General features: G+C 65.4%; 19 protein-coding genes. 8 read left to right on the top strand and 11 right to left on the bottom strand.

Going from position 1 to position 21882, the window contains the following annotated elements; all coding sequences use genetic code 11:
* Nucleotides 1–186 precede the first annotated feature (186 nt).
* The 6 genes from OE747_RS17755 to OE747_RS17730 form a co-directional block, all read right to left on the bottom strand.
* Entirely contained in the window at nt 187–975 is a 789-nt protein-coding gene (locus OE747_RS17755) for a crotonase/enoyl-CoA hydratase family protein (RefSeq protein WP_263829889.1), read from the bottom strand.
* A 57-nt stretch (nt 976–1032) separates the two neighbouring features.
* Nucleotides 1033–1887, bottom strand: coding sequence for a hydroxymethylglutaryl-CoA lyase (locus tag OE747_RS17750; RefSeq protein ID WP_263829888.1), 855 nt, complete (start codon nt 1885–1887; stop codon nt 1033–1035).
* A 64-nt stretch (nt 1888–1951) separates the two neighbouring features.
* A complete protein-coding gene (locus OE747_RS17745; RefSeq protein WP_263829887.1) occupies nt 1952–3898 on the bottom strand; it encodes an acetyl-CoA carboxylase biotin carboxylase subunit in 1947 nt (648 codons plus the stop codon).
* Nucleotides 3899–4870, bottom strand: coding sequence for an NAD(P)H-dependent flavin oxidoreductase (locus OE747_RS17740; protein WP_263829886.1), 972 nt, complete (start codon nt 4868–4870; stop codon nt 3899–3901). It lies immediately after the preceding gene.
* 115 nt (nt 4871–4985) lie between these two features.
* Nucleotides 4986–6590 carry a carboxyl transferase domain-containing protein gene (locus OE747_RS17735; RefSeq protein WP_263829885.1) on the bottom strand — a complete coding sequence of 535 codons (1605 nt, stop codon included), beginning with the start codon at nt 6588–6590 and terminating at the stop codon, nt 4986–4988.
* The gene (locus OE747_RS17730; protein WP_318527322.1) at nt 6587–8050 is read right to left on the bottom strand and encodes an AMP-binding protein; all 1464 of its coding nucleotides are present in this window, start codon (nt 8048–8050) and stop codon (nt 6587–6589) included. The genes OE747_RS17735 and OE747_RS17730 overlap by 4 nt, the downstream gene beginning before the upstream one ends.
* 236 nt (nt 8051–8286) lie before the next feature.
* Here OE747_RS17730 and OE747_RS17725 point away from each other — a divergent pair, with 236 nt between their 5' ends.
* On the top strand, nt 8287–8892 hold the full coding sequence (locus OE747_RS17725; RefSeq protein WP_263829884.1) for an OmpW/AlkL family protein: 606 nt from the start codon (nt 8287–8289) through the stop codon (nt 8890–8892).
* 60 nt (nt 8893–8952) lie between these two features.
* Here the strand turns inward: OE747_RS17725 and OE747_RS17720 are convergent, their stop codons facing one another.
* The 3 genes from OE747_RS17720 to OE747_RS17710 all read right to left on the bottom strand — a co-directional run bounded on the left by OE747_RS17720 (nt 8953) and on the right by OE747_RS17710 (nt 12191).
* Nucleotides 8953–10116, bottom strand: a complete 1164-nt coding sequence (locus tag OE747_RS17720) for an isovaleryl-CoA dehydrogenase (protein WP_263829883.1) — start codon at nt 10114–10116, stop codon at nt 8953–8955.
* Between the two features lie 148 nt (nt 10117–10264).
* Nucleotides 10265–11455: a DegT/DnrJ/EryC1/StrS family aminotransferase gene (locus tag OE747_RS17715; RefSeq protein ID WP_263829882.1), complete on the bottom strand. Its 1191-nt coding sequence runs from the start codon at nt 11453–11455 to the stop codon at nt 10265–10267.
* A gap of 73 nt (nt 11456–11528) precedes the next feature.
* Nucleotides 11529–12191, bottom strand: a complete 663-nt coding sequence (locus OE747_RS17710) for an HAD-IA family hydrolase (RefSeq protein WP_263829881.1) — start codon at nt 12189–12191, stop codon at nt 11529–11531.
* A 129-nt stretch (nt 12192–12320) separates the two neighbouring features.
* On the opposite strand from OE747_RS17710, the gene glmU reads away from it, so the two are divergent.
* Genes glmU through OE747_RS17690 form a run of 4 tightly spaced genes read left to right on the top strand, consistent with a single transcriptional unit; the run spans nt 12321 to nt 16747 of the window.
* The gene (gene glmU, locus OE747_RS17705; protein ID WP_263829880.1) at nt 12321–13673 is read left to right on the top strand and encodes a bifunctional UDP-N-acetylglucosamine diphosphorylase/glucosamine-1-phosphate N-acetyltransferase GlmU; all 1353 of its coding nucleotides are present in this window, start codon (nt 12321–12323) and stop codon (nt 13671–13673) included.
* A gap of 2 nt (nt 13674–13675) precedes the next feature.
* On the top strand, nt 13676–15490 hold the full coding sequence (glmS, locus tag OE747_RS17700; RefSeq protein ID WP_263829879.1) for a glutamine--fructose-6-phosphate transaminase (isomerizing): 1815 nt from the start codon (nt 13676–13678) through the stop codon (nt 15488–15490).
* A gap of 4 nt (nt 15491–15494) precedes the next feature.
* Nucleotides 15495–16037 carry a pyridoxamine 5'-phosphate oxidase family protein gene (locus OE747_RS17695; RefSeq protein ID WP_263829878.1) on the top strand — a complete coding sequence of 181 codons (543 nt, stop codon included), beginning with the start codon at nt 15495–15497 and terminating at the stop codon, nt 16035–16037.
* Between the two features lie 23 nt (nt 16038–16060).
* Entirely contained in the window at nt 16061–16747 is a 687-nt protein-coding gene (locus OE747_RS17690; protein WP_263829877.1) for a DNA alkylation repair protein, read from the top strand.
* On the opposite strand, the gene OE747_RS17685 is transcribed toward OE747_RS17690, so the two are convergent.
* Nucleotides 16735–17187: a hypothetical protein gene (locus tag OE747_RS17685; RefSeq protein WP_263829876.1), complete on the bottom strand. Its 453-nt coding sequence runs from the start codon at nt 17185–17187 to the stop codon at nt 16735–16737. The two genes, OE747_RS17690 and OE747_RS17685, sit on opposite strands and share 13 nt — an antisense overlap.
* Before the next feature lie 92 nt (nt 17188–17279).
* Here OE747_RS17685 and moaA point away from each other — a divergent pair, with 92 nt between their 5' ends.
* The 3 genes from moaA to OE747_RS17670 are packed head-to-tail and all read left to right on the top strand — an operon-like array spanning nt 17280 to nt 20631.
* Nucleotides 17280–18287, top strand: coding sequence for a GTP 3',8-cyclase MoaA (gene moaA / locus OE747_RS17680; RefSeq protein ID WP_263829875.1), 1008 nt, complete (start codon nt 17280–17282; stop codon nt 18285–18287).
* 2 nt (nt 18288–18289) lie between these two features.
* Nucleotides 18290–19588 carry a 3-deoxy-D-manno-octulosonic acid transferase gene (locus OE747_RS17675; protein WP_263829874.1) on the top strand — a complete coding sequence of 433 codons (1299 nt, stop codon included), beginning with the start codon at nt 18290–18292 and terminating at the stop codon, nt 19586–19588.
* Nucleotides 19588–20631 carry a glycosyltransferase family 4 protein gene (locus OE747_RS17670; RefSeq protein WP_263829873.1) on the top strand — a complete coding sequence of 348 codons (1044 nt, stop codon included), beginning with the start codon at nt 19588–19590 and terminating at the stop codon, nt 20629–20631. Before OE747_RS17675 ends, OE747_RS17670 begins: the two co-directional genes overlap by 1 nt.
* An 87-nt stretch (nt 20632–20718) precedes the next feature.
* Here the strand turns inward: OE747_RS17670 and OE747_RS17665 are convergent, their stop codons facing one another.
* Nucleotides 20719–21882, bottom strand: coding sequence for a M20 aminoacylase family protein (locus OE747_RS17665; RefSeq protein ID WP_263829872.1), 1164 nt, complete (start codon nt 21880–21882; stop codon nt 20719–20721).

The raw sequence follows: 21882 nt of genomic DNA, 5'->3' as shown, positions 1-21882 counted from the left end.
GAGTGGCTCCTTTCCTGCGCGCCCCGTTCGGACGCGCCGTCAATTGGCGTGTTGACACGACCTTCTCTAACCGCGCCCGCGCAGAGGGTCAACTGAACGAAAGCCCGCAGTAACGCATATTTCGACGCAGGCAAACATAGGCTTTCATGAATGTTTTCAGGCGGAAATCCCGGACGCGACCGGGTCCTAAACCTGAGTATTCCATGCAGGTTTGCGCTTGTCGAAAAAGGCACCGATTCCCTCTTGCGCCTCTTCGGTTTCCCAGCGGTCCACCAGCGCCTGAATCGTCCTGTCGATCGCGGCATCGTCAATCCTCGGACCCAGATCGCGGATCAGCGCCTTGGCCGAGGCAACCGCGCCCGGCGCACAGGCGAGATAGGGGGCGACTTCGGCCTCTACCGCAGTGGCAAGATCATCGGCCGGAACCGCTCTGGCCAGAAGGCCCAGTTCAACCGCCTCGGCCGCGCCAAAGATCCGCCCCGACATGAACACCCGGCGCGCCCGCGCCTCGCCCATACGGGCGATGACATAGGGTCCGATGGTGGCGGGGATGACGCCCAGGCGGGTTTCCGTCAGGCCCATTTTCAGGCTGTCCACCCCAATGGCGATATCGCAGACGCTGGCCATCCCCACCCCGCCACCAAAGGCGTTGCCCTGCACCGCACCGATCAGCGGCTTGGGCAGGGTATTGAGCGCCTGAAGCATCTCGGCCAGCTTGCGCGCCTCGACAAAGCGGGTGGCGGCATCCGCTGCCATCTGCGCCTGCATCCAGGCCAGATCGCCGCCAGCGCAGAAAGTCTTGCCCGCGCCGGTCAGGATCACGACGCGCACGGCCTCGTCCGCTGCCAGTTCCCCAGCGGCCCGGGTCAGATCCGCCAGCATCTGCGCCGACATCGCATTATGCTTGTCCACCCGGTTCAAGGTGAGCGTTGCGACGCCGCGCGCGTCGGTCTCGATTGTGATGGTCTGATACATGATCACTCCTCAACAGCCGCCCAGCGGCCTGGAAAACAGGGCTGACTTTGGTCTGGTTCAGGCGGCCCGCATATTGCGGGCCATGGTCGCCGCTTCCTCGATCACGCCCATATCCAGCCCGGTCCGATAGCCAAGACGTTTCAGATGGAGGGCGACCGCCTCGGTCGCGACGTTGCCCGCCGCACCCGGCGCATAAGGACAGCCCCCCAACCCCCCGACCGCCGCGTCGAACACCCGGACGCCCAGCGCCAGCGAGGCGTCGATATTGGCCAGCGCCCGGCCTGCGGTGTCGTGGTAATGCCCCGCCAGACGCGTGACCGGAACCCGCTCGCGCACCGCCATCAGCATCCGGGCGATCTTGTCCGGCGTTGCCTGTCCGATGGTATCGCCCAACGAAATCTCGTAACAGCCCAGCGAGAACAACCGGTCGGCCACCTCGGCCACCTTTTCCGGCGGCGTCGGCCCGTCAAAGGGACAATCCGTCACGCAAGAGACATAACCCCGCACCGGCAGGTCGATATGACGCGCGGCCTTCAGGATCGGTTTGAACCGCTCGATGCTCTCCTCGATCGTGGCGTTGATATTGGCCTTGGAAAACCCTTCCGACGCCGAGGCGAAGATCGCGATTTCATCCGCCTTGGCCGCCAGCGCATCCTCGTAGCCGCGCATGTTCGGCGTCAGCGCGGCATATCGGATGCCCTCGCCGCGCGTGATGCCCGCCAACACCTCGGCCGAGCCCGCCATCTGCGGCACCCATTTGGGTGACACAAAACTCGCCACCTCGATCCGGTTGAACCCTGCCCGGCTCAGGCAGTCGACCAGGGCGACCTTGTCCTTTACAGGGATCTCACGCTTTTCGTTTTGCAGCCCATCGCGCGGACCCACCTCGAAAATCTCGACAAAATCGCCCATCCGCGCTCTCCCGCTTCTTTCTGGTTTCAAATACTCACATCACGACGATTTCGCCGGGCGCGCGTCAAGCCTCTTCGGGTTCCAACCGGACCAGAGCGGCCCCGGCCTCGACCTGCGATCCGGCCTCGGCCAGCACTTCGGCCACCACGCCGTCACGCGCGGCCAGCAGCGAATGCTCCATCTTCATCGCTTCGAGAATGGCGAGACGGTCGCCTTCGTGCACCTCTTGCCCAGCACTGGCAAAAACTGCTTTCACCAGCCCGGGCATCGGCGCCAGAACCACGTTGGTATCGCCGCCCGCGCTGCTTTCCCGCGCCAGCGGATCGATCAGACCAAAGCGATAACCATTGCCCCAGAACACGGTCAGTTCATCCCGTCCCCGGGCAACCCGCGCCTGTACCCGCGTGGCATCGACCCACCACAGGCCGCCCTTGTGTTCGACGCGGTGCCGCGTGTTGTCGCCCAGCGCCACATCGAACTGCCCCGGACCGCTGACCAGAACGCGGGCCGAGAATTCCTCGTCATGGTGGGTCAGGGTCACATCCCAACCCAGCGGCCCCCACAGCGTGAAGCCGCCCAATTCACCCGCACCCTCATGCAGGCCCAGCGCCGCCAGCGCCGCGATCGAGCGCGCCTTGGTGCAGGCCACCGGCGCGGCGGTCAGGCTGTCGGCCTCGCGCCCGATCAGCCCGGTATCGACATCGCCCCGGACAAAATCCGGCTGACAGGCCAAAAGCCGCAGGAAGGACACGTTGGTGACGGTGCCGCCGATATCGGTCCAGCGCAGCGCCCGTTCCAACTGACGCAGGGCCGCGCCACGGGTCGGGCCATGCACGGTGATCTTGGCGATCATCGGGTCATACCAGGGGCTGATAGTATCGCCCGCGCGCACGCCGCTGTCGATACGGGCGCCTGCCGGAAACTCCAGATGGCTGAGCGTGCCGGTTGCGGGCAGGAACCCTTTCGGCACATCCTCGGCATAGATCCGCGCCTCGAACGCATGACCGTTGATCGACAAATCCTCTTGCCGGGCAGGCAGGCTCTCGCCGGCCGCCACCCGCAACTGCCATTCCACCAGATCAACGCCGGTGATCGCCTCGGTCACCGGATGTTCAACCTGAAGCCGGGTGTTCATTTCCATGAACCAGAACCGGTCAGCCCGCAGCCCGTCCGAGGCGTCGACGATAAACTCGACCGTACCGGCGCCCTTGTACCCGATGGCCTCGGCGGCGCGCACGCCTGCCTGGCCCATCGCGGCACGCATCTCCTCGGTCATACCGGGCGCGGGCGCCTCCTCGATCACCTTCTGATGACGCCGTTGCAGCGAGCAATCGCGTTCGAACAGATGCACCGCATGGGTGCCGTCGCCAAAGACCTGCACCTCGATATGCCGGGGCTTCGAGACATATTTCTCGATCAGCACGGCATCGTTACCAAAGGCGGTCTTCGCCTCGCCCCGCGCGCTGTCGAGCGCGGCGGCAAAGTCCTGCGGACGTTCGACCAGACGCATGCCCTTGCCGCCGCCGCCCGCGACTGCCTTGATCAGTACCGGATAGCCGATGGTATCAGCCGCCCCCGACAGGTGCTCGGGGTCCTGGTTGGCGCCGTGATAGCCGGGCACCACGGGAACGCCCGCCTCCTGCATCAGCGCCTTGGCCGCGTCTTTCAGACCCATGGCGCGGATCGCCTTGGCCGACGGGCCGATAAAGGTCAGGCCCGCCGCCTCGACCGCATCCACGAAACCGGGGTTCTCAGACAGGAACCCATATCCGGGGTGGATGGCCTGCGCACCGGTATCCAGCGCCGCCTGAATGATCACGTCGCCCTTCAGATAGCTGTCCGCCGGGGCCGCGCCGCCGATATGGACAGCCTGGTCCGCCATCGCCACATGCTTGGCCCCGGCATCGGCATCAGAGTAAACCGCAACACAGGCGACACCCAGGCGCTGCGCCGTTTCCATCACTCGGCAGGCGATCTCGCCCCGGTTCGCAATCAGGATCTTGTCGAACATCTAGCTCTTCCTTCTGTCCCAGCCGCCCGCAAGCAGGGCCTCGGCCTCGTGGGCCATCTGTTTCATGATTTCCGCCGCGGGGGCGCTGCCCTTGACCAGCCCGATGCCCTCGCCCAGCACCGGATTGGCGACCGACGGGTCACCCGCCGCCAGCGCTTCGGCCCAGGTCGCGTGCTGCGCGGGATCGGCGCGAAGCCCGTCCAGATCCCCCTGCCAGCGCGCGGTGAATGCATTGTCGAGAACGCGGATACGAAAGCGCTCGGGCCAGTCATAACCGCGCACGATATCGACCACCTTGGTGGCAACGGTCTGATCCCCGCTGGCCGCAATACCCGCCTGCTGAAACTGCGGCGGGATCAGCGCCTCGTCGCTCAGACAGAACCGCGTCCCCACCAGCACCCCGTCCGCGCCCAGCATCAAGGCCGCAGCCAGGCCCCGCCCGTCGGCTATCCCCCCCGCCGCCAGCAGCAGTGTTCCAGGAGCAGCCGAACGCAGGAAATCCGCCACTTCGGGCACCAGCGTCAGGGTCGCCCGGTTGGCGCCATGACCACCTGCCTCGCCACCCTGAGCGACGATCACCCGCGCCCCGGCCTCGACCGCCTGGCGCGCATCACCCAGTGTCTGTACCTGACAGATCAGCGCCGCCCCGGCCGCATGGATCCGTTCAGCAAAGGGCCGAGGGTCGCCAAAGGATAGAAACACCGCCCGCGGCCCATGATCCAGCGCCGCATCCAGCACCTGCGGCGCCTCTGCCAACCGCCAGGTGATGAAACCGCAACCAACGGCGGTATTCCCGGCATTTGCGAATTCGGTCTCGATCCAGTCGGCCTCGCAATAGCCGCCGCCGATCAGACCCAGACCGCCCGCCCGCGACACCGCCGCTGCCAGCCGCCCACCGGCCACCTTGGCCATCGGGGCCGATACGATCGGATAGTCCAATCCGAAGGTCTCGGTAAGCCTTGTTCGTATCATGGCAAATCCCTCTTCTCGGTCTTGCCCGCATCGACCCCGGTGGCCCCACGACAGGCGACCGTCGCGCCGGGGGCTCTGCCCCCGGACCCCCGGAGTATTTTTCGCGAAATGAAGTTCACATCCGGAACACGCCGAAACGTGTCTCCTCGATGGGCGCGTTCAGCGCGGCGCTCAGCGACAGGGCCAGCACGTCGCGGCTCTTGCGGGGGTCGATGATGCCATCATCCCAAAGCCGGGCGCTGGCATAGAGCGGGTGCGACTGGCGCTCGAACATCTCCAGCGTCGGGCGTTTGAACTCGGCCTCTTCCTCAGCCGACCAACTGCCGCCTGCCCGCTCGATCCCGTCCCGCTTGACGGTGGCCAGAACCCCCGCCGCCTGTTCGCCGCCCATCACCGAGATGCGGCTGTTGGGCCAGGTCCACAGGAAGCGCGGCTGATAGGCGCGGCCCGCCATGCCATAGTTGCCCGCGCCAAACGAGCCGCCCACCAGCATGGTGATCTTGGGTACGCTGGTGGTGGCGACCGCCGTCACCATCTTGGCGCCGTGGCGCGCAATACCTTCGTTCTCGTATTTGCGGCCTACCATGAAACCGGTGATGTTTTGCAGGAACACCAGCGGGATCTTGCGCTGGCTGCACAGTTCCACGAAATGCGCCGCCTTCTGCGCCGCCTCGCTGAAGATCACGCCATTATTGGCGATGATGCCGATCGGGCAACCCTTGAGATGGGCAAAACCGCAGACGATGGTCTCGCCAAAGCGCGGCTTGAACTCGTCAAAGCGCGAACCATCGACCAGCCGCGCGATCACCTCGCGGATGTCATAGGGGGTTTTCAGGTCGGCGGGCACCACGCCCAGGATTTCCTCGGGATCGTATGCCGGTTCCTCGGGGCTGGCCCAGTCCACCGTCAGCGGCTTGCGGCGGTTGAGCGAACGCACCGCGCGGCGCGCCAGCGCCAGCGCGTGGGCGTCATCCTCGGCCAGGTAATCGGCCACGCCCGATAAGCGCGTGTGCACGTCACCGCCGCCGAGGTCTTCGGCGCTGACCACCTCTCCCGTGGCCGCCTTGACCAGCGGCGGGCCAGCGAGAAAGATGGTGCCCTGTTCCTTGACGATGATGGTGACGTCGGACATGGCCGGAACATAAGCGCCGCCTGCGGTGCAGGAGCCCATCACAACCGCGATCTGCGGGATGCCCTTCGCACTCATCCGCGCCTGGTTATAGAAGATGCGGCCAAAGTGATCGCGGTCCGGGAACACCTCGTCCTGGTTGGGCAGGTTGGCGCCACCGCTGTCCACCAGATAGATGCAAGGCAGGTTGTTTTCCTCGGCGATCTCCTGCGCGCGCAGGTGTTTCTTGACCGTCATCGGGTAATAGGTGCCGCCCTTTACCGTGGCGTCGTTGCAGACGACCATGACTTCCTGCCCCTCGACCCGGCCGATCCCGGCGACGACACCGGCGGCGGGAGCCGCGTTGTCATACATGTCATGGGCTGCGGTGGCGCCGATTTCCAGAAAGGGCGAGCCCGGATCGAGCAGGTTGGCCACCCGGCGGCGCGGCAGCATCTTGCCCCGGCTTTCGTGGCGGGCCCGCGATTTTTCACCGCCGCCCAGACGCGCGGCCTCGGCCGCCGCCCCGATCTGCGCCAGCGCCTCCAGATGCGCGGCGCGGTTCGCCTTGAAGCCCTCGGAGGCGGGCATGGCCTTGGATGTGAGTTTCATGGATTGGCCTCCAGTTCTGCCGCTGCGCGGCGCTTCAATTCCTTGCGGATCACTTTACCTGTCACCGTCATCGGCAGCGCGTCCAGAAACGCCACCTCGCGCGGGTAAGAATATTGGGCGAGCCGGTCCTTGACCCAGGCTTGCAGTTCTTCGGCGCTGGCCCGGGCGCCCGGTTTCAGCACCACATAGGCCTTGACGATCTCGGTCCTGAGCGGGTCGGGCTTGCCGACCACGCCCACGGTCGCAACGCCCGGATGGGTCAGCAGGCAATCCTCGATCTCTGCCGGGCCGATGCGGTAGCCGGCCGAGGTGATCACGTCATCCTCGCGCCCCACGAAACGGAGGTACTCGCCCTCCCACACGCCCCGGTCGCCGGTCACCAGCCAATCGCCCCGGAACTTCTCGGCGGTGGCTGCCGGGTTGCGCCAGTATTCCAGCAGCATCGAGGCCGAGCCGCGCCGCACGGCGACATCGCCCTCGCCCTTTGTGGGCTGACCCGCATCGTCGATCACCGCAACCTCATGCCCCGGCACCGGCTGGCCGATACAGCCCGGACGCACCGGGAAATCGGCGGCACAGGAGGACACGGTCATGTTGCACTCGGTCTGGCCGTAGAATTCATTGATCGTCAGGCCAAAGGCACCCTCGCCCCAGGCCAGCATCTCGGCACCCAGCGGCTCGCCGCCCGAGGCGACCGAGCGCAGGCCGGGAATGGCCTGATCCGCCGCCTTGAGCATGCGGAGCGCGGTGGGCGGAAAGAACACGTTGCGGACCCCGCCCCGCGCGATCACATCGGTGCAGGCATTGGCGCTGAACTTGTCCAGCCGCGCGGCCACCACCGGAATGCCCAGCGCCAGCCCCGGCATCAGCACGTCGAACAGACCGCCAATCCAGGCCCAGTCGGCGGGCGTCCACAGGCAATCGCCCGGGCGCAGGTGATTGTGGCTGATCGAGACGCCCGGCAAATGGCCGGTCAGCACCCGGTGGCCATGCAGCGCGCCCTTGGCCCGGCCCGTGGTGCCCGAAGTATAGATCAGCACCGCCGGATCCTCGGGCCGCGTATCGGCTTGCGGCACCGGCTCGCCCGGCATCCCGATCTCGGCCGCCATCAGCGGGGTCGCCAGATCGCCCAGCAGGGTCGCGCCCTCGGCATCGGTCAGCACCAGCCGGGCGCCGGAATCCTCCAGACGGCTGCGCAGCGCGTCCCGCTGGAACAGCTTGAACAGCGGCACGGAAATGGCACCGATATGCCAGAGCGCCAGATGCGCCGCCGCGCACCAGGGCGACTGGCTGAGCAGCACGCCGACCCGGTCGCCCGGCGCCACGCGCGGCAGCAGCGCCCGCGCCAGCCCCTGCACCATGCCTGTCAGTTCGCCATGGGTGATGTCGCGCCGCGCGGGTCCGGTCAGGTCGATGATCGCCAGCGCGTCGGCAGGTTGCGACAGGCATTGCCGCGCCATGTTCAGACGCTCGGGCAAATCCCAGCCCCCATCAGGACGCAAACCCGGTATGCGCGCCGCAAATGTCACTGGAACACCCTGCCGAAAGGCCCTTGTCCAGAAGGCGTTTCAAACGTGTTTTCCAAATAAACATAATTGGTTACGCGGCGGAACTTCATCGGAAGTTGATCCAAATCAGAGAATCCGCATATGTCCGGGAGCAGAACCGGGGCGTCAACTAAACCAAAGGTACTCTCATGACACGTATGGCTGCTGCCCTGGCGCTTTCCACTGCCCTTGCCACTCTGGCCGGACCGCTCGCGGCTCAATCTCAGGGCGACTGGACCGTCGGTGTCGGTGTGGGTTATGTGAACCCCAAATCCAACAATGGCACCATGGCCGGTGGCATTGCCACGGTGGACGACAACACCCAACCTATCTTTACCGTCGAGTACTTCATCCGCGACAATCTGGGCATCGAGCTGCTGGCCGCAACGCCGTTCAAGCATGACGTTTCGATCAGCGGCATCGGCTATGCCGGTACTGTCAAACACCTGCCGCCGACCCTGTCGCTGAACTATCACTTCCCGACCAACTCGGCCTGGAAACCCTATGTCGGCCTCGGTGTGAACTACACCACGTTCTTCGAGGAAAGCTCGCCGCTCGGCACCCTGAAACTGGATGACAGCTTTGGTGTCGCCGTGAACGCGGGCCTCGACTATCAGATCAGCGACCGCGGCGCGCTGCGTCTGAACGCGCGCTGGATCAACATCGAAACCGACGCCACCCTGAACGGTGCCGCAATCGGCACGGCCGAGATCGACCCGCTGGTGATCGGCGTCCAGTACGTGCATCGGTTCTGATCCCTCCCCGGCAAGACAGGCGGCCCGCAAGTTCCCTCGGCTTGCGGGCCGTTTGCGTTTTCAGAGCACCGTATTCATCAGCTCGCGGCCGATCAGCATGCGGCGGATCTCCGAGGTGCCGGCGCCGATCTCCATCAGCTTGGCATCGCGGAAGATACGGCTGACTGCGCTGTCCGACAGGAACCCGGCACCGCCCATCGCCTGCACCGCCTGATGCGCCTGCACCATCGCCTGTTCACTGGCATAAAGACAGCAGGCGGCGGCGTCCTGACGGGTCACGTCGCCCCGGTCACAGGCCTTGGCCACCTCATAGATATAGGCGCGGGCTGAATTCATCGCCGTGTACATGTCGGCGATCTTGCCTTGCATCAGCTGGAAGGTTCCGATCGGTTTGCCGAACTGCTTGCGCTCGGCCATATACGGCATGATCTCGTCCAGACAGGCGGCCATGATGCCGGTGCCGATGCCCGCAAGCACCACGCGTTCGTAATCGAGACCCGACATCAGCACGGCAACGCCGCGCCCCTCTTGACCCAGCACGTTCTCAAACGGCACTTCGACATCCTCGAATACCAGTTCGGCGGTGTTCGAGCCGCGCATGCCCATCTTGTCGAAATGCTTGGAGGTCGAGAACCCCTTCATCGACTTCTCGATCAGAAAGGCGGTGATGCCCTTGCTGCCGGCCTCGGGATCGGTCTTGGCATAAACCACCAGCGTATCGGCGTCGGGGCCGTTGGTGATCCAGTACTTGTTGCCGTTCAGGCGATAGTGGTCGTTGCGCTTTTCGGCGCGCAGCTTCATCGACACCACGTCCGATCCGGCGCCCGCCTCGGACATGGCCAGCGCGCCCACATGCTCACCCGAGACCAGGCCCGGCAGGTATTTGCGCTTTTGCTCGTCATTGCCGTTCAGCTTGATCTGGTTGACGCAGAGGTTGGAATGCGCGCCATAGCTGAGGCTGACCGAGGCGCTGGCGCGCGCGATCTCTTCGACCGCGACCACATGCGCCAGGTACGACATGCCCGCGCCGCCGAACTCCTCGGGCACCGTGATGCCCAACAGGCCCAGATCGCCCATCTCGCGCCACAGCTGGTTGGGAAACTCGTTGGTCTGGTCGATCTCGGCGGCCATCGGGCGGACCCGCTCCTGCGCCCAGCGATGCACCATGTCGCGCAGCGCGTTCACGTCCTCGCCCAGATCGAATTGCATGGTAGCTGCGAACATCGCGCTCTCCTCTCCGCATTAATGAACAACCGTTCAATAAAGGCGTTACCAGCGTTTTTCCCACCCGTCAACGATTCCTGCATCTGAGTCGCAAAGGCGCCGCCCCTTGCGGAACGGCGCCTTTGCGGCCTCGCGGCGTTTCACGATGTCAGGACTGGTGGACCGCCCCCACCTCGGCCCGGATGATGCGCGCGATCAGATCGCAATCCTCGAGGCTGAAGGTCAGCGGCACCCGCATATCGATGATCCCGGCCAGCACCCGGTCGCTGGCAGGCATCGGCGCGCTCTCGGCATAGCGCCAGCTGTCATAGCGCGAGGTAAATCCAACGGGTTCAGGCGTGCCGAACCATTTCAGCTCGACCCCGCGCGCCGCACAGCGGCGCAGCGCCTCCTGCACCTTGTCCGCCGCCCAGTCGAGTAGCAGGAACTGGATGGATGAGCCGACATAGGTCTCGGCCTCGGGCCGTTCGATCACGGTGAGGCCCGGCGTGCCGCGCAAGCCCGCCTCGATCCGCTGATAGCGTTCGTTCCAGCGCGTCACCTGTGTGTCTAGCGCGCGCAGCTGCGGCCGCAGGATCGCGGCGCGCAGATTGTCCATCCGGCCCGAGATATTGGGGGTGTGATACTTGATCCGCTCGAACACCTCAGGCCCCGGCGCCGCCAGGTGACGTTCATAGAGCATGTAAGAGCCCGACAGCATTACCGCCCGCGCCGCGATCTCCTCGTCATCGGTGACCAGCAGCCCCCCCTCGCCCGAGTTCACGTGCTTGTAGGTCTGGCAAGAGTAGCAGCCCACAGCGCCCTGCCGCCCCGAGGGCACGCCGTTCCACGCCGCGCCCATCGTATGGGCGCAATCCTCGATCACGGTGATCCCGGCATCGTCGCAGATCTGCATCAGCCGGTCCATGTCGCACAGATGCCCGCGCATATGGCTCAGCATCAGCACCCGCGCCGCGCCCGCCTTGGCGGCCAGATCGTCGAGGTCGATGGTCAGGCTTTCGGTCACGCCCACAAATACGGGCCGCGCGCCCACCGAGGCGATCGCGCCAGGGACCGGCGCAAGCGTAAAGGCATTGGTCAGCACCGCATCGCCGGGCCCCACCCCCACAGCGCGCAGCGCGGTGGCCAGCGCATAGCCGCCTGAGGCCACCGCCAGGCAATAGCGCGCGCCGGTCTGTGCTGCGAATTCCTGTTCCAGCAGGGCCGTTTCGCCCAGCTCGCCCTTGGCAAGGTTATAGCGATGCAGCCGACCATGGCGCAGCACGGCCAGTGCCGCCTCTATCGCCTCGTCCGGAATGGGTTCCTGCTGGGTGAAACTACCCGAGAATGTCTCTGTCATGACGATGTTTCTGAGGTCGGTCCGCCCGCCGGTCAAGAGGTCGCTTGCCGATTTTGAAAATCGAAACCCAACCTCATCCGATCAGGTGATTCACGATCCCTGGCAGGTCTTCGAAACGATCCAGCAGCGCCTCGGGTTCCAGCGCGGCCATGTCGGCGCCCGAGGGGCCGAACGTAACCAGGATCGAAGGCACCCCTGCCGCCCGCGCCGTATTGCGGTCGGTATCGCTGTCGCCCACCAGCACACAGGCCGCCGGATCGCCCCCCGCCGCCCGCGCCGCCGCGCGCAACGGCTCGGGGTCGGGCTTGCGTACCGGCAGCGTATCGGCCCCGATCATCGACGCAAACGCCCCCCGCACCCCCAGGCGCTGCAACAGCAATTCGGCCAGGGCCTCGGGCTTGTTGGTGCAGATCCCCACGCCATAGCCTTGCGTCCGCAACGCCTCTACCGCATCCATCGCACCGGGATAGACAAAGGTGTGTTGGTCGATCGCCCCTCGATAAGCCTCCAGCAGGACGGGATAGTAGCGGTCGACGGTGGCATCCTCATAGGCCCCCACCCGCTCCAGCCCGCGCCGCAGCATCATGCGCCCGCCCCGCAAGGCGATGCCCGCATCTTGTCCGGGCACCAGGACATCGCCATAGCCCATCTCTCGAAAACAGTGATTTGCCGCCGCCAACAGATCGCCGGACGTATCCGCCAATGTCCCATCAAGATCGAAAATCACCGTTCGCATGCTGCCTCCTTCGGCGGCTTTCCGCCTTGGCCTGTTGCAAGCCGCAATCTAGTTTGATCGCGCTAACGCTTGCGCCTTTGTTTCCAGCGGATAAAACGGGCGGCAGCAAAACAAAAGAGAAAACGCCATATGAGCACCGCATTGATCATCCTGGCCGCAGGCAAGGGCACACGGATGAACTCGGACATTCCCAAGGTTCTGCATCCAATCGCGCAGGTCCCGATGCTGGTCCATGCCATGCGGACCGGGGCTGCGCTGGCGCCCGAACGCACGGTGGTGGTCGCGGGGCACGGCGCAGATGCCGTGCGGGCGGCGGCGCTGGACGAAGACGAAACCGCCACTGTCGTTCTGCAAGAGGAACAGCTGGGCACCGCCCATGCGGTCGATCAGGCCCGGCAGGCCTTGCAGGGCTTTCCCGGCGATGCAGTGGTTCTCTATGCCGATACGCCGTTTCTGCAACCGGCCACGCTGGAGCGGATGGTCGAGGCCCGCGCCAAGTACGACCTTGTCATCCTCGGGTTCCACGCCGCCGATCCGGCGCGCTACGGCCGCCTGGTGATGCAGGGCGACAGCCTTGAGAAGATCGTCGAGTTCAAGGATGCCAATGACACCGAACGCGCAATTTCCTTTTGCAATTCGGGCCTTCTGGCCTGCAAGGCCGAAACCCTCTTTTCCCTGATCGCCGACGTGGGTAACGCAAATGCCGCCGGTGAATACTATCTGACCGATGTCGTCGAGATTGCCCGCAAACGCGGTCTCAAGGTCACTGCCGTCTCCTGCGACGAAAGCGAGACACTGGGCGTGAATTCGCGGGCCGATCTGGCCGCGGCCGATGCCGTGTTCCAGACCCGCGCCCGGGCCGAGCTGCTCGATCTGGGCGTCACCCTGATGGCACCCGAGACGGTCTATCTGGCTGCCGATACCGTGATCGGGCGCGATACGGTGATCGAGCCGAACGTGGTCTTCGGCCCCGGTGTCACCGTGGAAAGCGGCGCGACCATCCGCGCCTTCTCGCATCTCGAAGGCTGCCATGTCAGCCAGGGATCGGTGGTCGGCCCCTATGCAAGGCTGCGCCCGGGCACGGAGCTGGCCGAGAACACCCGCATCGGCAATTTTGTCGAGATCAAGAACGCCGAGATCGGCGAGGGCGCCAAGGTCAACCACCTATCCTATATCGGCGATGCCAGCGTCGGCGCCGAGACCAATATCGGGGCGGGAACCATCACCTGCAACTATGACGGCGTGATGAAACACCGCACGACCATTGGCGCCAATGTCTTTGTCGGGTCGAACACGATGCTGGTGGCGCCGGTCTCTCTGGGCGACGGGTCCATGACGGCAACCGGAACGGTTGTCACCCGCGATGTGGACCCCGACGCGCTGGCGGTTGGACGCGCCGCGCAGGAAAACAAGCCGGGCTATGCGCGCAAGCTGTTCCAGATGTTGCGCGCCAAGAAGGCCCGAAAGCAAAAGGAAACCTGAGCATGTGCGGCATAGTCGGCGTTCTGGGCGACCACGAGGTTGCCCCAATCCTGGTCGAAGCCCTCAAAAGGCTCGAATACCGCGGCTATGACAGCGCGGGCATCGCCACGGTCAACAACGGCGTGCTGGATCGCCGCCGGGCCGTGGGCAAGCTGGTCAACCTCAGCGACCTTCTGGTGCACGAACCGCTTGCCGGCAAATCCGGCATCGGCCACACCCGCTGGGCCACCCATGGCGCGCCCACGGTGAACAACGCCCACCCGCACCGCGCCGGGGCCGTTTCGGTGGTCCATAACGGGATCATCGAGAACTATCGCGAGTTGCGCGCCGAACTGGCCGAACGCGGGCTGACCCCGGAAACCGACACCGACACCGAAACCATCGCGATGCTGACCCGCGCCTATCTGAACGAGGGCATGACACCGCGCGACGCGACCGAGGCCACGCTCAAGCACCTCGAAGGTGCCTTTGCACTGCTCTTCCTCTTCGATGGCGAGGAGGATCTTATGATCGCCGCGCGCAAAGGCTCCCCCCTGGCCATCGGCCACGGAAACGGCGAGATGTTCGTGGGCTCCGACGCCATCGCGCTGGCGCCGCTGACCGATCGCATCACCTATCTCGAAGAGGGTGACTGGGCGGTGGTGACCCGCGCCGGGGTCGAGATCTTCGATGCCGAAGGGCGCCGCGCCAACCGCGAGGTGACCCCGATCCGACAGGATTCGGTGCGCATCGACAAGGCGGGCTACAAGCACTTCATGGCCAAGGAAATCGCCGAACAGCCGGTGGTGCTGGCCGATGCCCTGCGCCACTATACCCGGAGCGGCGCGTTGAACCTGCCGGACGGGCTGGATTTCACCGGGATAGAGCGGATCACCATGGTGGCCTGTGGCACCGCCTATTACGCCTGTCTGGTGGCAAAATACTGGTTCGAACAGATCGCCCGCCTGCCGGTCGAGGTCGATGTCGCGTCAGAGTTCCGCTATCGCGAACCGCCGATCCCCGGCGGCACCGCATCGCTGTTCGTCAGCCAGTCGGGCGAAACCGCCGACACGCTGGCGGCGCTGCGCTATTGCCGGGACAAGGCCGACAGGGTCTGGTCGCTGGTGAACGTGCCGACATCCTCGATTGCCCGCGAAGCTGACCTGGCGCTGCCGATCCTGGCAGGTGTCGAAGTGTCCGTCGCCTCGACCAAGGCCTTTACCAACCAGCTGTTGCTGTTGGCGCTGATGGCCCTGAAAGCCGCGTCGCAGCGCGGGCATCTGGACGCCGCTGGTCTGGCGCAGGCGCTGGACGACATGCGCCGCCTGCCCGGCCTGATGAACCAGGTCCTGACAAACGAGGCAAGGATCGAACGCCTGGGCGACCGTCTGGCCGAGGCACAGGACGTGCTGTTCCTCGGGCGCGGCGCGCTCTATCCGCTCGCGCTCGAAGGCGCGCTGAAACTCAAGGAACTCAGCTACATTCACGCCGAAGGCTACGCCTCGGGCGAATTGAAACACGGCCCCATCGCCCTGATCGACCGTAACGTCCCGGTCGTGGTCTTTGCGCCGCATGACGGCCTGTTCGAAAAGACGGTGTCGAACATGCAAGAGGTGATGGCCCGCCACGGTCAGGTGATCCTTGTCACCGACCCCGAAGGCGCCCGGCTGGCACAGGAGGGCACCGCCGCCACCCTCATCCTGCCCGAGGCGCCGTCGTTGCTGGCACCGATCCTCTACGCGGTTCCGGCGCAATTGCTGGCCTATCACACCGCCGTGGCCAAGGGGACCGACGTGGACCAGCCCCGCAACCTGGCAAAATCGGTGACGGTGGAGTGATCCCATGGCCAAGCAGTTTCCGCAGATAGACGATACACACCGCAAGTTCATCGAAGAGCAGCACATGTTCTTTACCGGTTCGGCCGGTCCCGAGGGGCGCGTCAACATCTCGCCCAAGGGGATGGATTCGCTGCGGGTGCTCGGCCCCAATCGCATCGTCTGGATGAACATCACCGGCAGCGGGAATGAAACCGCCGGGCATCTGCTGGAAAACAACCGGATGACCCTGATGTGGTGTTCCTTCACCACACGGCCCTTGATCCTGCGCTGCTATGGAACCGCACGCACCCTGCATGTCGGCGATCCGGGCTGGGACAGCCTTGCCCCGCTCTTCCCCGCCCACCGCAGCGCGCGCCAGGTCTTCGATGTCTCGGTCGATCTGGTGCAGACCTCCTGCGGCTATGCCGTACCGTTCATGGAGTATAGATCCGAGCGCGACACGATGCAGAAATGGGTCGATGCCAAATCGGATGACGACATCCGCGCCTATTGGGTCGAAAAGAACCAGACGACCATCGACGGCAAACCCACCGGCGTACCGGTCTGAGACCGGCACCAAAGGACACCCTGATGCTCGCACACTATCTGGACCAGATCGGCGCCCATGCCGACCCGGAGCGTGCCACCGAAATGGCCGCCTATCACAAGGTTCCGCGCCGGTATCTGGGGGTCTCGAACCCCGTGCTGAACGACCTGACCAAAGCCTGGCGGCAGGATCTCGACGTGCCGGAACGTGTCGCCCTGGCCGACGCGCTCTGGCAGACCGACATTCACGAGGCCCGCCTGGCCGCGGCAAAACTCCTGACTCAGGCGCGGATCAGGCCGGATGCCGAGGTCTGGGCACTGCTCACCTCCTGGCTGCCCGATTTCGACGCATGGGCGGTGGCAGATCACGCCGCGATGGCGATGCAGAAACGCCTGGTGGCCGACCCGTCCCGCCTTGACGAGGTCGAAGACTGGACCCGGTCGGATCACATTTGGACCCGGCGCGCGGCGCTGGTGGCCACCCTGCCCTGGGCCAAGATGAGCAATCCCAAACCCGCCGATACCGCCGCACGCGACCGCATCCTGGGCTGGGCGGCAAGCTATGTGCCCGACCGCGACTGGTTCATGCAAAAGGTCGTCGCCTGGTGGCTGCGCGACCATTCCAAACATGACCCCGAAGCGGTGCGCGCCTTTCTCGCCGAACATGGCCCGGCGATGAAAGCCTTTGCCCGCAAGGAAGCGGGCAAATACCTGAACGGTCAGTTGGAATAGACGTCGAGTTCGACCAACTCGTCGATCGGCGCCAGGAGCGCGCGCATCGCCTCCAGCGACAACCGGCTGCCCGCCCCCGGATCACCCGCGACCGGGATCAGCGTGACATGGGCCGTCGCCCCAGTCTTGCGCACCACCACGCGCCCGTTGCGTTCCTGACTGACCAGAGATGTCTCCAGCCACCGCCCCGGAATCGTGGGATCGCCCAACCCCGCGATGGTCTGCCTTGCGCCGACCCAACCGGGCTGAATATCGGCCGCCTCCTGAACCGGCTCGGCGACCGCCTCGGGTTCTTCCGGCGCTTCGGTTTCGGATGCCTCGGTTGCCGGTACTTCGGTCTGTGCGACCGGTTCGGACCGGTTGAGCAGCTTGTCGGTGGTCGAGCGGACCCGGTCGCAACCGGCCACAAGGATCAGGGAAATCAGCAGAACGTATCTCATACCGCTACCCTAGTCCTTGGCACAGGTGACTCGCCAGCCCTAACCCATAAGGACACTTGCCGCAGGCGGTGCGCCGCTTTACCTATGTGGCCATGACAGCTCCACTGATCGACCCATTCGCGCGCGCCATCACTTATCTGCGTGTCTCCGTCACGGACCGCTGCGATTTCCGCTGCGTCTATTGCATGTCGGAAAACATGACCTTTCTGCCCAAGAAAGATCTGCTGACGCTGGAAGAACTGGACCGCATGTGCTCGACCTTTGTCCGCATGGGGGTGGAGAAGCTGCGCATCACCGGTGGCGAGCCGCTGGTGCGCCGCGATATCATGACCTTTTTCAACGGCATGACCCGGCATCTGGACAGCGGCGCGCTGAAAGAGCTGACACTGACCACCAATGGTTCGCAGCTGGAGCGCTTTGCCGATCAGCTTTATGCCGCGGGCGTGCGCCGGGTGAATGTCTCGCTTGATACGCTGGACGATCAGAAATTCGCCGATATCACCCGCTGGGGCCGCCTGCCGCAAGTGCTGCGCGGCATCGACGCGGCCCAGCGCGCGGGCCTCAGGATCAAGATCAACGCGGTGGCGCTCAAGGGCTTCAACGAGGAAGAACTGCCGCGCATCACCGAATGGTGCGCCGAGCGCGACATGGACCTGACCTGGATCGAGGTCATGCCGATGGGCGATATCGGCAACGAGAACCGGCTGGACCAGTACTGGTCGCTCAAGGACGTGCGCGCCGAGTACGAGAAACACTATCAGGTCACCGATCTGGCCGAACGCAGCGGCGGCCCCGCCCGCTATGTGCGGCTGGAAGAGACCGGGCAAAAGATCGGCTTCATCACCCCGCTCAGCCATAATTTCTGCGAAAGCTGCAACCGGGTGCGGCTGACCTGCACCGGCGAGCTCTACATGTGCCTCGGGCAAGAGGATATGGCCGACCTGCGCAAGCCGCTACGCGATCACCCGGGCAGCGAGGAACCGCTGGAACAGGCGATCCGCGCCGCCATCGGGCTGAAACCCAAGGGCCATGATTTCGACTATTCCCGCCAGCAGGTCGATGGCAGGATGTCGCGGCATATGAGCCACACGGGCGGCTGAGCATGTCCGGCCCCGGCCTGTCGCCGACCCCGCTCTATCACCTGTATCGCGCGGCATCCTCGGTGCTGGTTCCGTTTGCATGGCGCGCGGTCCGCAAGAAGCTGAGCCGCGCCGATGTGCCGCTGGAAAGGCAACACGAGCGGCTGGGCCATGCCAGCCAACCGCGCCCCGCCGGGCGACTTGTGTGGTTCCATGCCGCCAGTGTGGGTGAAAGCCTGTCAGTGCTGCGCCTGATCACCCGCATGGGCGAGCGGATGCCAAACCTCGAATTCCTGATCACCTCGGGCACGCCCACCTCGGCCGATCTGATCGCGCGGCGGATGCCGCCGCGCTGCCGCCACCAGTTCGCGCCGCTCGACGGGCCGGGCCCGGTGGCGCGCTTCTATCGCCACTGGCGCCCGGACGCGGCGGTGTTCGTCGAAAGCGAGCTTTGGCCGCGCATGATCGTCGAAGGTGCCCGAGCAGGCGTGCCGCTTGCCCTCTTGAATGCCCGCCTGTCGGAAAAATCGGTACGCGGCTGGCAACGCTTCCCGGATACCGCGCGTTTTCTGCTGGACCGCTTTCGCCTGTTCCTGACCCAGAACCAGCAGACCGCCGACAACCTGATTGCCATGGGCGCCGACCCGGCGCGGGTCACGCCCGGCACCAACCTCAAGGCAATGGCCGGACCGCTGCCGGTCGATGCCCCCCTGCTGACAGAGATGCGCGCCGCCATCGGCCCCCGCCCGGTCTGGGTCGCCAGTTCCACCCATCCGGGCGAGGAAGAGGTGGTGCTGGAAGCCCATCGCCAATTGCTGGCCGACCATCCCGACCTGTTGCTCTTGCTGATCCCGAGACACCCCGAGCGGGGAACCGAGGTGTCGGCACTGATAACAGGTGCCGGGCTCACCTCCGCCCGCCGCAGCAGCGGCGAGCGGATCACCCCCACGACACAGGTATATCTGGCCGACACGCTGGGCGAGACCGGCACCTGGTACGCGCTTTGCCCGCTGGTTTTCCTCGGCGGCTCGCTGCGCGAGATCGGTGGCCACAACCCGTTCGAACCGGCCCAGGCGGGCGCGGCGGTGATCACCGGGCCGGGCTATTTCAACTTTGCCGAAACCTATCAGCCTCTGATCGCCAGTGGCGGCGCCGTCGAGGTGACGGGCGCCACGCCCCTGGCCCGCGCCGTCCGCCACTGGCTGGACGACAAGGCGGCATTCGGCACCGCCCGCACCCAGGCCCGCGCGCTGGTCGCCGCACAGGAAACCGCGCTGGAGGGTGTCATCGACACCCTGACAACCCGGCTGGAGCTGGATTGATGCCCGATCTCTTCGTCACCAATTTCAACCGCAACTTCACCGGCGTCTCGGCCACGGCGGCAAATGTGATCCGCCAGCAGGTCACGACCCACGATCTGGCGCTGGTGGGCCACGCCCTGCCCGGCTGCCCCACACCGATCAGCGCACGCGCCGCCCGCGCGCTCTCACGCACGCCACCGTCGGGCAAGCCCTTTGCCATCTGGCACGTGCGCCGCAACCCCGAGATGCAGACCGCGCTCTGGGCGCGTGACGTGCTGCGCCTGCCGATCCGCATCGTCTTTACCTCGGCCGCGATCCGGCGGCATTCGGCCTTTCCGCGCTGGCTGATCAGCCGCATGGACGCGGTGGTGGCCACCTCGGACGCGGCTGCAAGCTTTGTCCCGCATGTGCGCGCGGTGGTGCCGCATGGCGTCGATACCGACCGCTTCACCCCCGCCCCCGACCGCCCCGCCGCCTGGGCGGCGCAGGGCTATGGCGGCGACTTCGGCATCGCCACCATCGGGCGGGTGCGCCCGGAAAAGGGCACCGACCTGTTTGTCGAGGCGATGCTGCACCTTTTGCCCGAGATGCCGGGCGCGGTGGCGCTGGTGGTGGGCCGCGCCACCAAGGAACACCAGAAATTCGCCCTGACCCTCAAGGACAAGGTGCAGCGCGCCGGCATGATCGACCGCATCCGTTTCATCGACGAGGTTGCGCCCGACCGCCTGCCCAACCTGATGCGCGCCCTGTCGCTGGTGGTGCAACTGCCGCGATACGAGGGTTACGGCATGGTCCCGCTCGAGGCGATGGCCTCGGGCGTACCCTTTGTCGGCTCGGATACCGGCTTCTTTCGCGAGTTCTCGGCCCAGGGCCGCACCGGGCGCGTGGTACCGCTGGAAAACGCGGCCCAGGGGGCCGAGGCCGCCCGCGCCCTGCTGGTTGACGAGGATGTCCACGGTGCCGCCGCCCTTGCCGCCCGTGAGATCGCGGTCGAGAGTTTCAGCGCCGCGCGCGAGGCCGCAGGAATCGAAGCGGTCTACCAGCACCTCTGGTCACTGGGTTGATTGCCGCTTCTTTCTGGTCACAAGTACTCTCAGGGGTGAATTGGCCTCAAAGGCCAAGAGGGGGCAGACGCCCCCTCCTCCTCTTCCTCAGGCCGCCGGCATCCGCTGTTCGACGATCCCGGCCCACCAGCTGCATCCCGCCGGAATGGCCTCGTCGTTGAAGTTGTATTCGGGGTGATGCACCATCGCCGTGTCGCCATTGCCGACCAGGATATAGGCCCCCGGGCGCTCTTCGAGCATATAGGCGAAATCCTCGCCCCCCATGACCAGTGCCGCCTCCTCGCAGCCCCCCGAGACGTCGCGCGCCACCTTGGCGGCGAACTCGGTCTGCTCGTCCGAGTTCACCATCACCGGATAACCCCGGATATAGCGTATATCGGCAGAGCCACCGAAGGTGGCCGCGATGCCCGAACAGATCTCGTGAATGCGCTTTTCGGCCAGGTCGCGCATCCCCTTGGACATGGTGCGCACGGTGCCCTTGATCTGCACCCGCTGCGGGATCACGTTGAACGCCTTGGACGAGGTTTCGAACGAGGTGACCGAGACTACCACCTGGTCGATCGGGTCGGCGTTGCGGCTGGCGATGGTTTGCAGCGCCAGCACCGCCTGCGCGGTCATCACCGTGGTATCGACCGTCTCATGCGGCTTGGCCGCATGGCCGCCACGCCCTTCGAAGGTGATGTCGAACTGGTCGGTGGCGGCAAAAAACGCGCCGGGACGGATTGCGAAACTGCCCACGGGCGCGCCGGGCCAGTTGTGCATGCCGTAGACCTCCTGGATGTTCCAGCGGTCCATCATGCCATCCTCGCACATCTCGCGGCCACCGCCGCCGCCCTCTTCGGCGGGCTGAAAGATCACCACCACGGTACCGTCGAAATTGCGGGTCTCGGCCAGATACTTGGCCGCGCCCAAGAGCATAGCGGTATGGCCGTCATGGCCACAGGCATGCATGGCATTCGGCGTCTTCGAGGCATATTCGAGCCCGGTCTGCTCATGGATCGGCAGCGCGTCCATATCGGCGCGCAGCCCGATCACCTTGCCCTTGCTGTCGCTCTTGCCCTTGATCACCCCGACCACGCCGGTGCGGCCGATGCCGGTCACCACCTCGTCACAGCCGAACTCTTGCAGCTTTTCGGCTACCAGCGCGCTTGTCCGGTGGGTTTCGAACAGGATTTCCGGGTTTTCATGGATATCCCGGCGCCATTCGGTGATCTCGGATTGCAATTCTGCAAAGCGATTCTTGACGGGCAT

Source organism: Ruegeria aquimaris, from assembly GCF_025751555.1.
Lineage (GTDB): Bacteria > Pseudomonadota > Alphaproteobacteria > Rhodobacterales > Rhodobacteraceae > Ruegeria_B > Ruegeria_B aquimaris.
The sequence above is the reverse complement of the archived record's forward strand: the minus strand, read 5'-3'. Positions and strand labels throughout refer to the sequence as shown.

Bases quoted from the DNA above. Each gene is read 5' to 3' on its own strand.
- OE747_RS17710 (WP_263829881.1), bottom strand. From the start codon at position 12,191: ATGCGAACGGTGATTTTCGATCTTGATGGGACATTGGCGGATACGTCC.
- OE747_RS17755 (WP_263829889.1), bottom strand. From the start codon at position 975: ATGTATCAGACCATCACAATCGAGACCGACGCGCGCGGCGTCGCAACG.
- OE747_RS17745 (WP_263829887.1), bottom strand. From the start codon at position 3,898: ATGTTCGACAAGATCCTGATTGCGAACCGGGGCGAGATCGCCTGCCGA.
- OE747_RS17670 (WP_263829873.1), top strand. From the start codon at position 19,588: ATGCCCGATCTCTTCGTCACCAATTTCAACCGCAACTTCACCGGCGTC.
- glmS (WP_263829879.1), top strand. From the start codon at position 13,676: ATGTGCGGCATAGTCGGCGTTCTGGGCGACCACGAGGTTGCCCCAATC.
- OE747_RS17735 (WP_263829885.1), bottom strand. From the start codon at position 6,590: ATGAAACTCACATCCAAGGCCATGCCCGCCTCCGAGGGCTTCAAGGCG.
- OE747_RS17695 (WP_263829878.1), top strand. From the start codon at position 15,495: ATGGCCAAGCAGTTTCCGCAGATAGACGATACACACCGCAAGTTCATC.
- OE747_RS17690 (WP_263829877.1), top strand. From the start codon at position 16,061: ATGCTCGCACACTATCTGGACCAGATCGGCGCCCATGCCGACCCGGAG.
- moaA (WP_263829875.1), top strand. From the start codon at position 17,280: ATGACAGCTCCACTGATCGACCCATTCGCGCGCGCCATCACTTATCTG.
- OE747_RS17675 (WP_263829874.1), top strand. From the start codon at position 18,290: ATGTCCGGCCCCGGCCTGTCGCCGACCCCGCTCTATCACCTGTATCGC.
- OE747_RS17730 (WP_318527322.1), bottom strand. From the start codon at position 8,050: ATGGCGCGGCAATGCCTGTCGCAACCTGCCGACGCGCTGGCGATCATC.
- OE747_RS17685 (WP_263829876.1), bottom strand. From the start codon at position 17,187: ATGAGATACGTTCTGCTGATTTCCCTGATCCTTGTGGCCGGTTGCGAC.
- OE747_RS17715 (WP_263829882.1), bottom strand. From the start codon at position 11,455: ATGACAGAGACATTCTCGGGTAGTTTCACCCAGCAGGAACCCATTCCG.
- glmU (WP_263829880.1), top strand. From the start codon at position 12,321: ATGAGCACCGCATTGATCATCCTGGCCGCAGGCAAGGGCACACGGATG.
- OE747_RS17665 (WP_263829872.1), bottom strand. From the start codon at position 21,882: ATGCCCGTCAAGAATCGCTTTGCAGAATTGCAATCCGAGATCACCGAA.
- OE747_RS17740 (WP_263829886.1), bottom strand. From the start codon at position 4,870: ATGATACGAACAAGGCTTACCGAGACCTTCGGATTGGACTATCCGATC.
- OE747_RS17720 (WP_263829883.1), bottom strand. From the start codon at position 10,116: ATGTTCGCAGCTACCATGCAATTCGATCTGGGCGAGGACGTGAACGCG.
- OE747_RS17725 (WP_263829884.1), top strand. From the start codon at position 8,287: ATGACACGTATGGCTGCTGCCCTGGCGCTTTCCACTGCCCTTGCCACT.
- OE747_RS17750 (WP_263829888.1), bottom strand. From the start codon at position 1,887: ATGGGCGATTTTGTCGAGATTTTCGAGGTGGGTCCGCGCGATGGGCTG.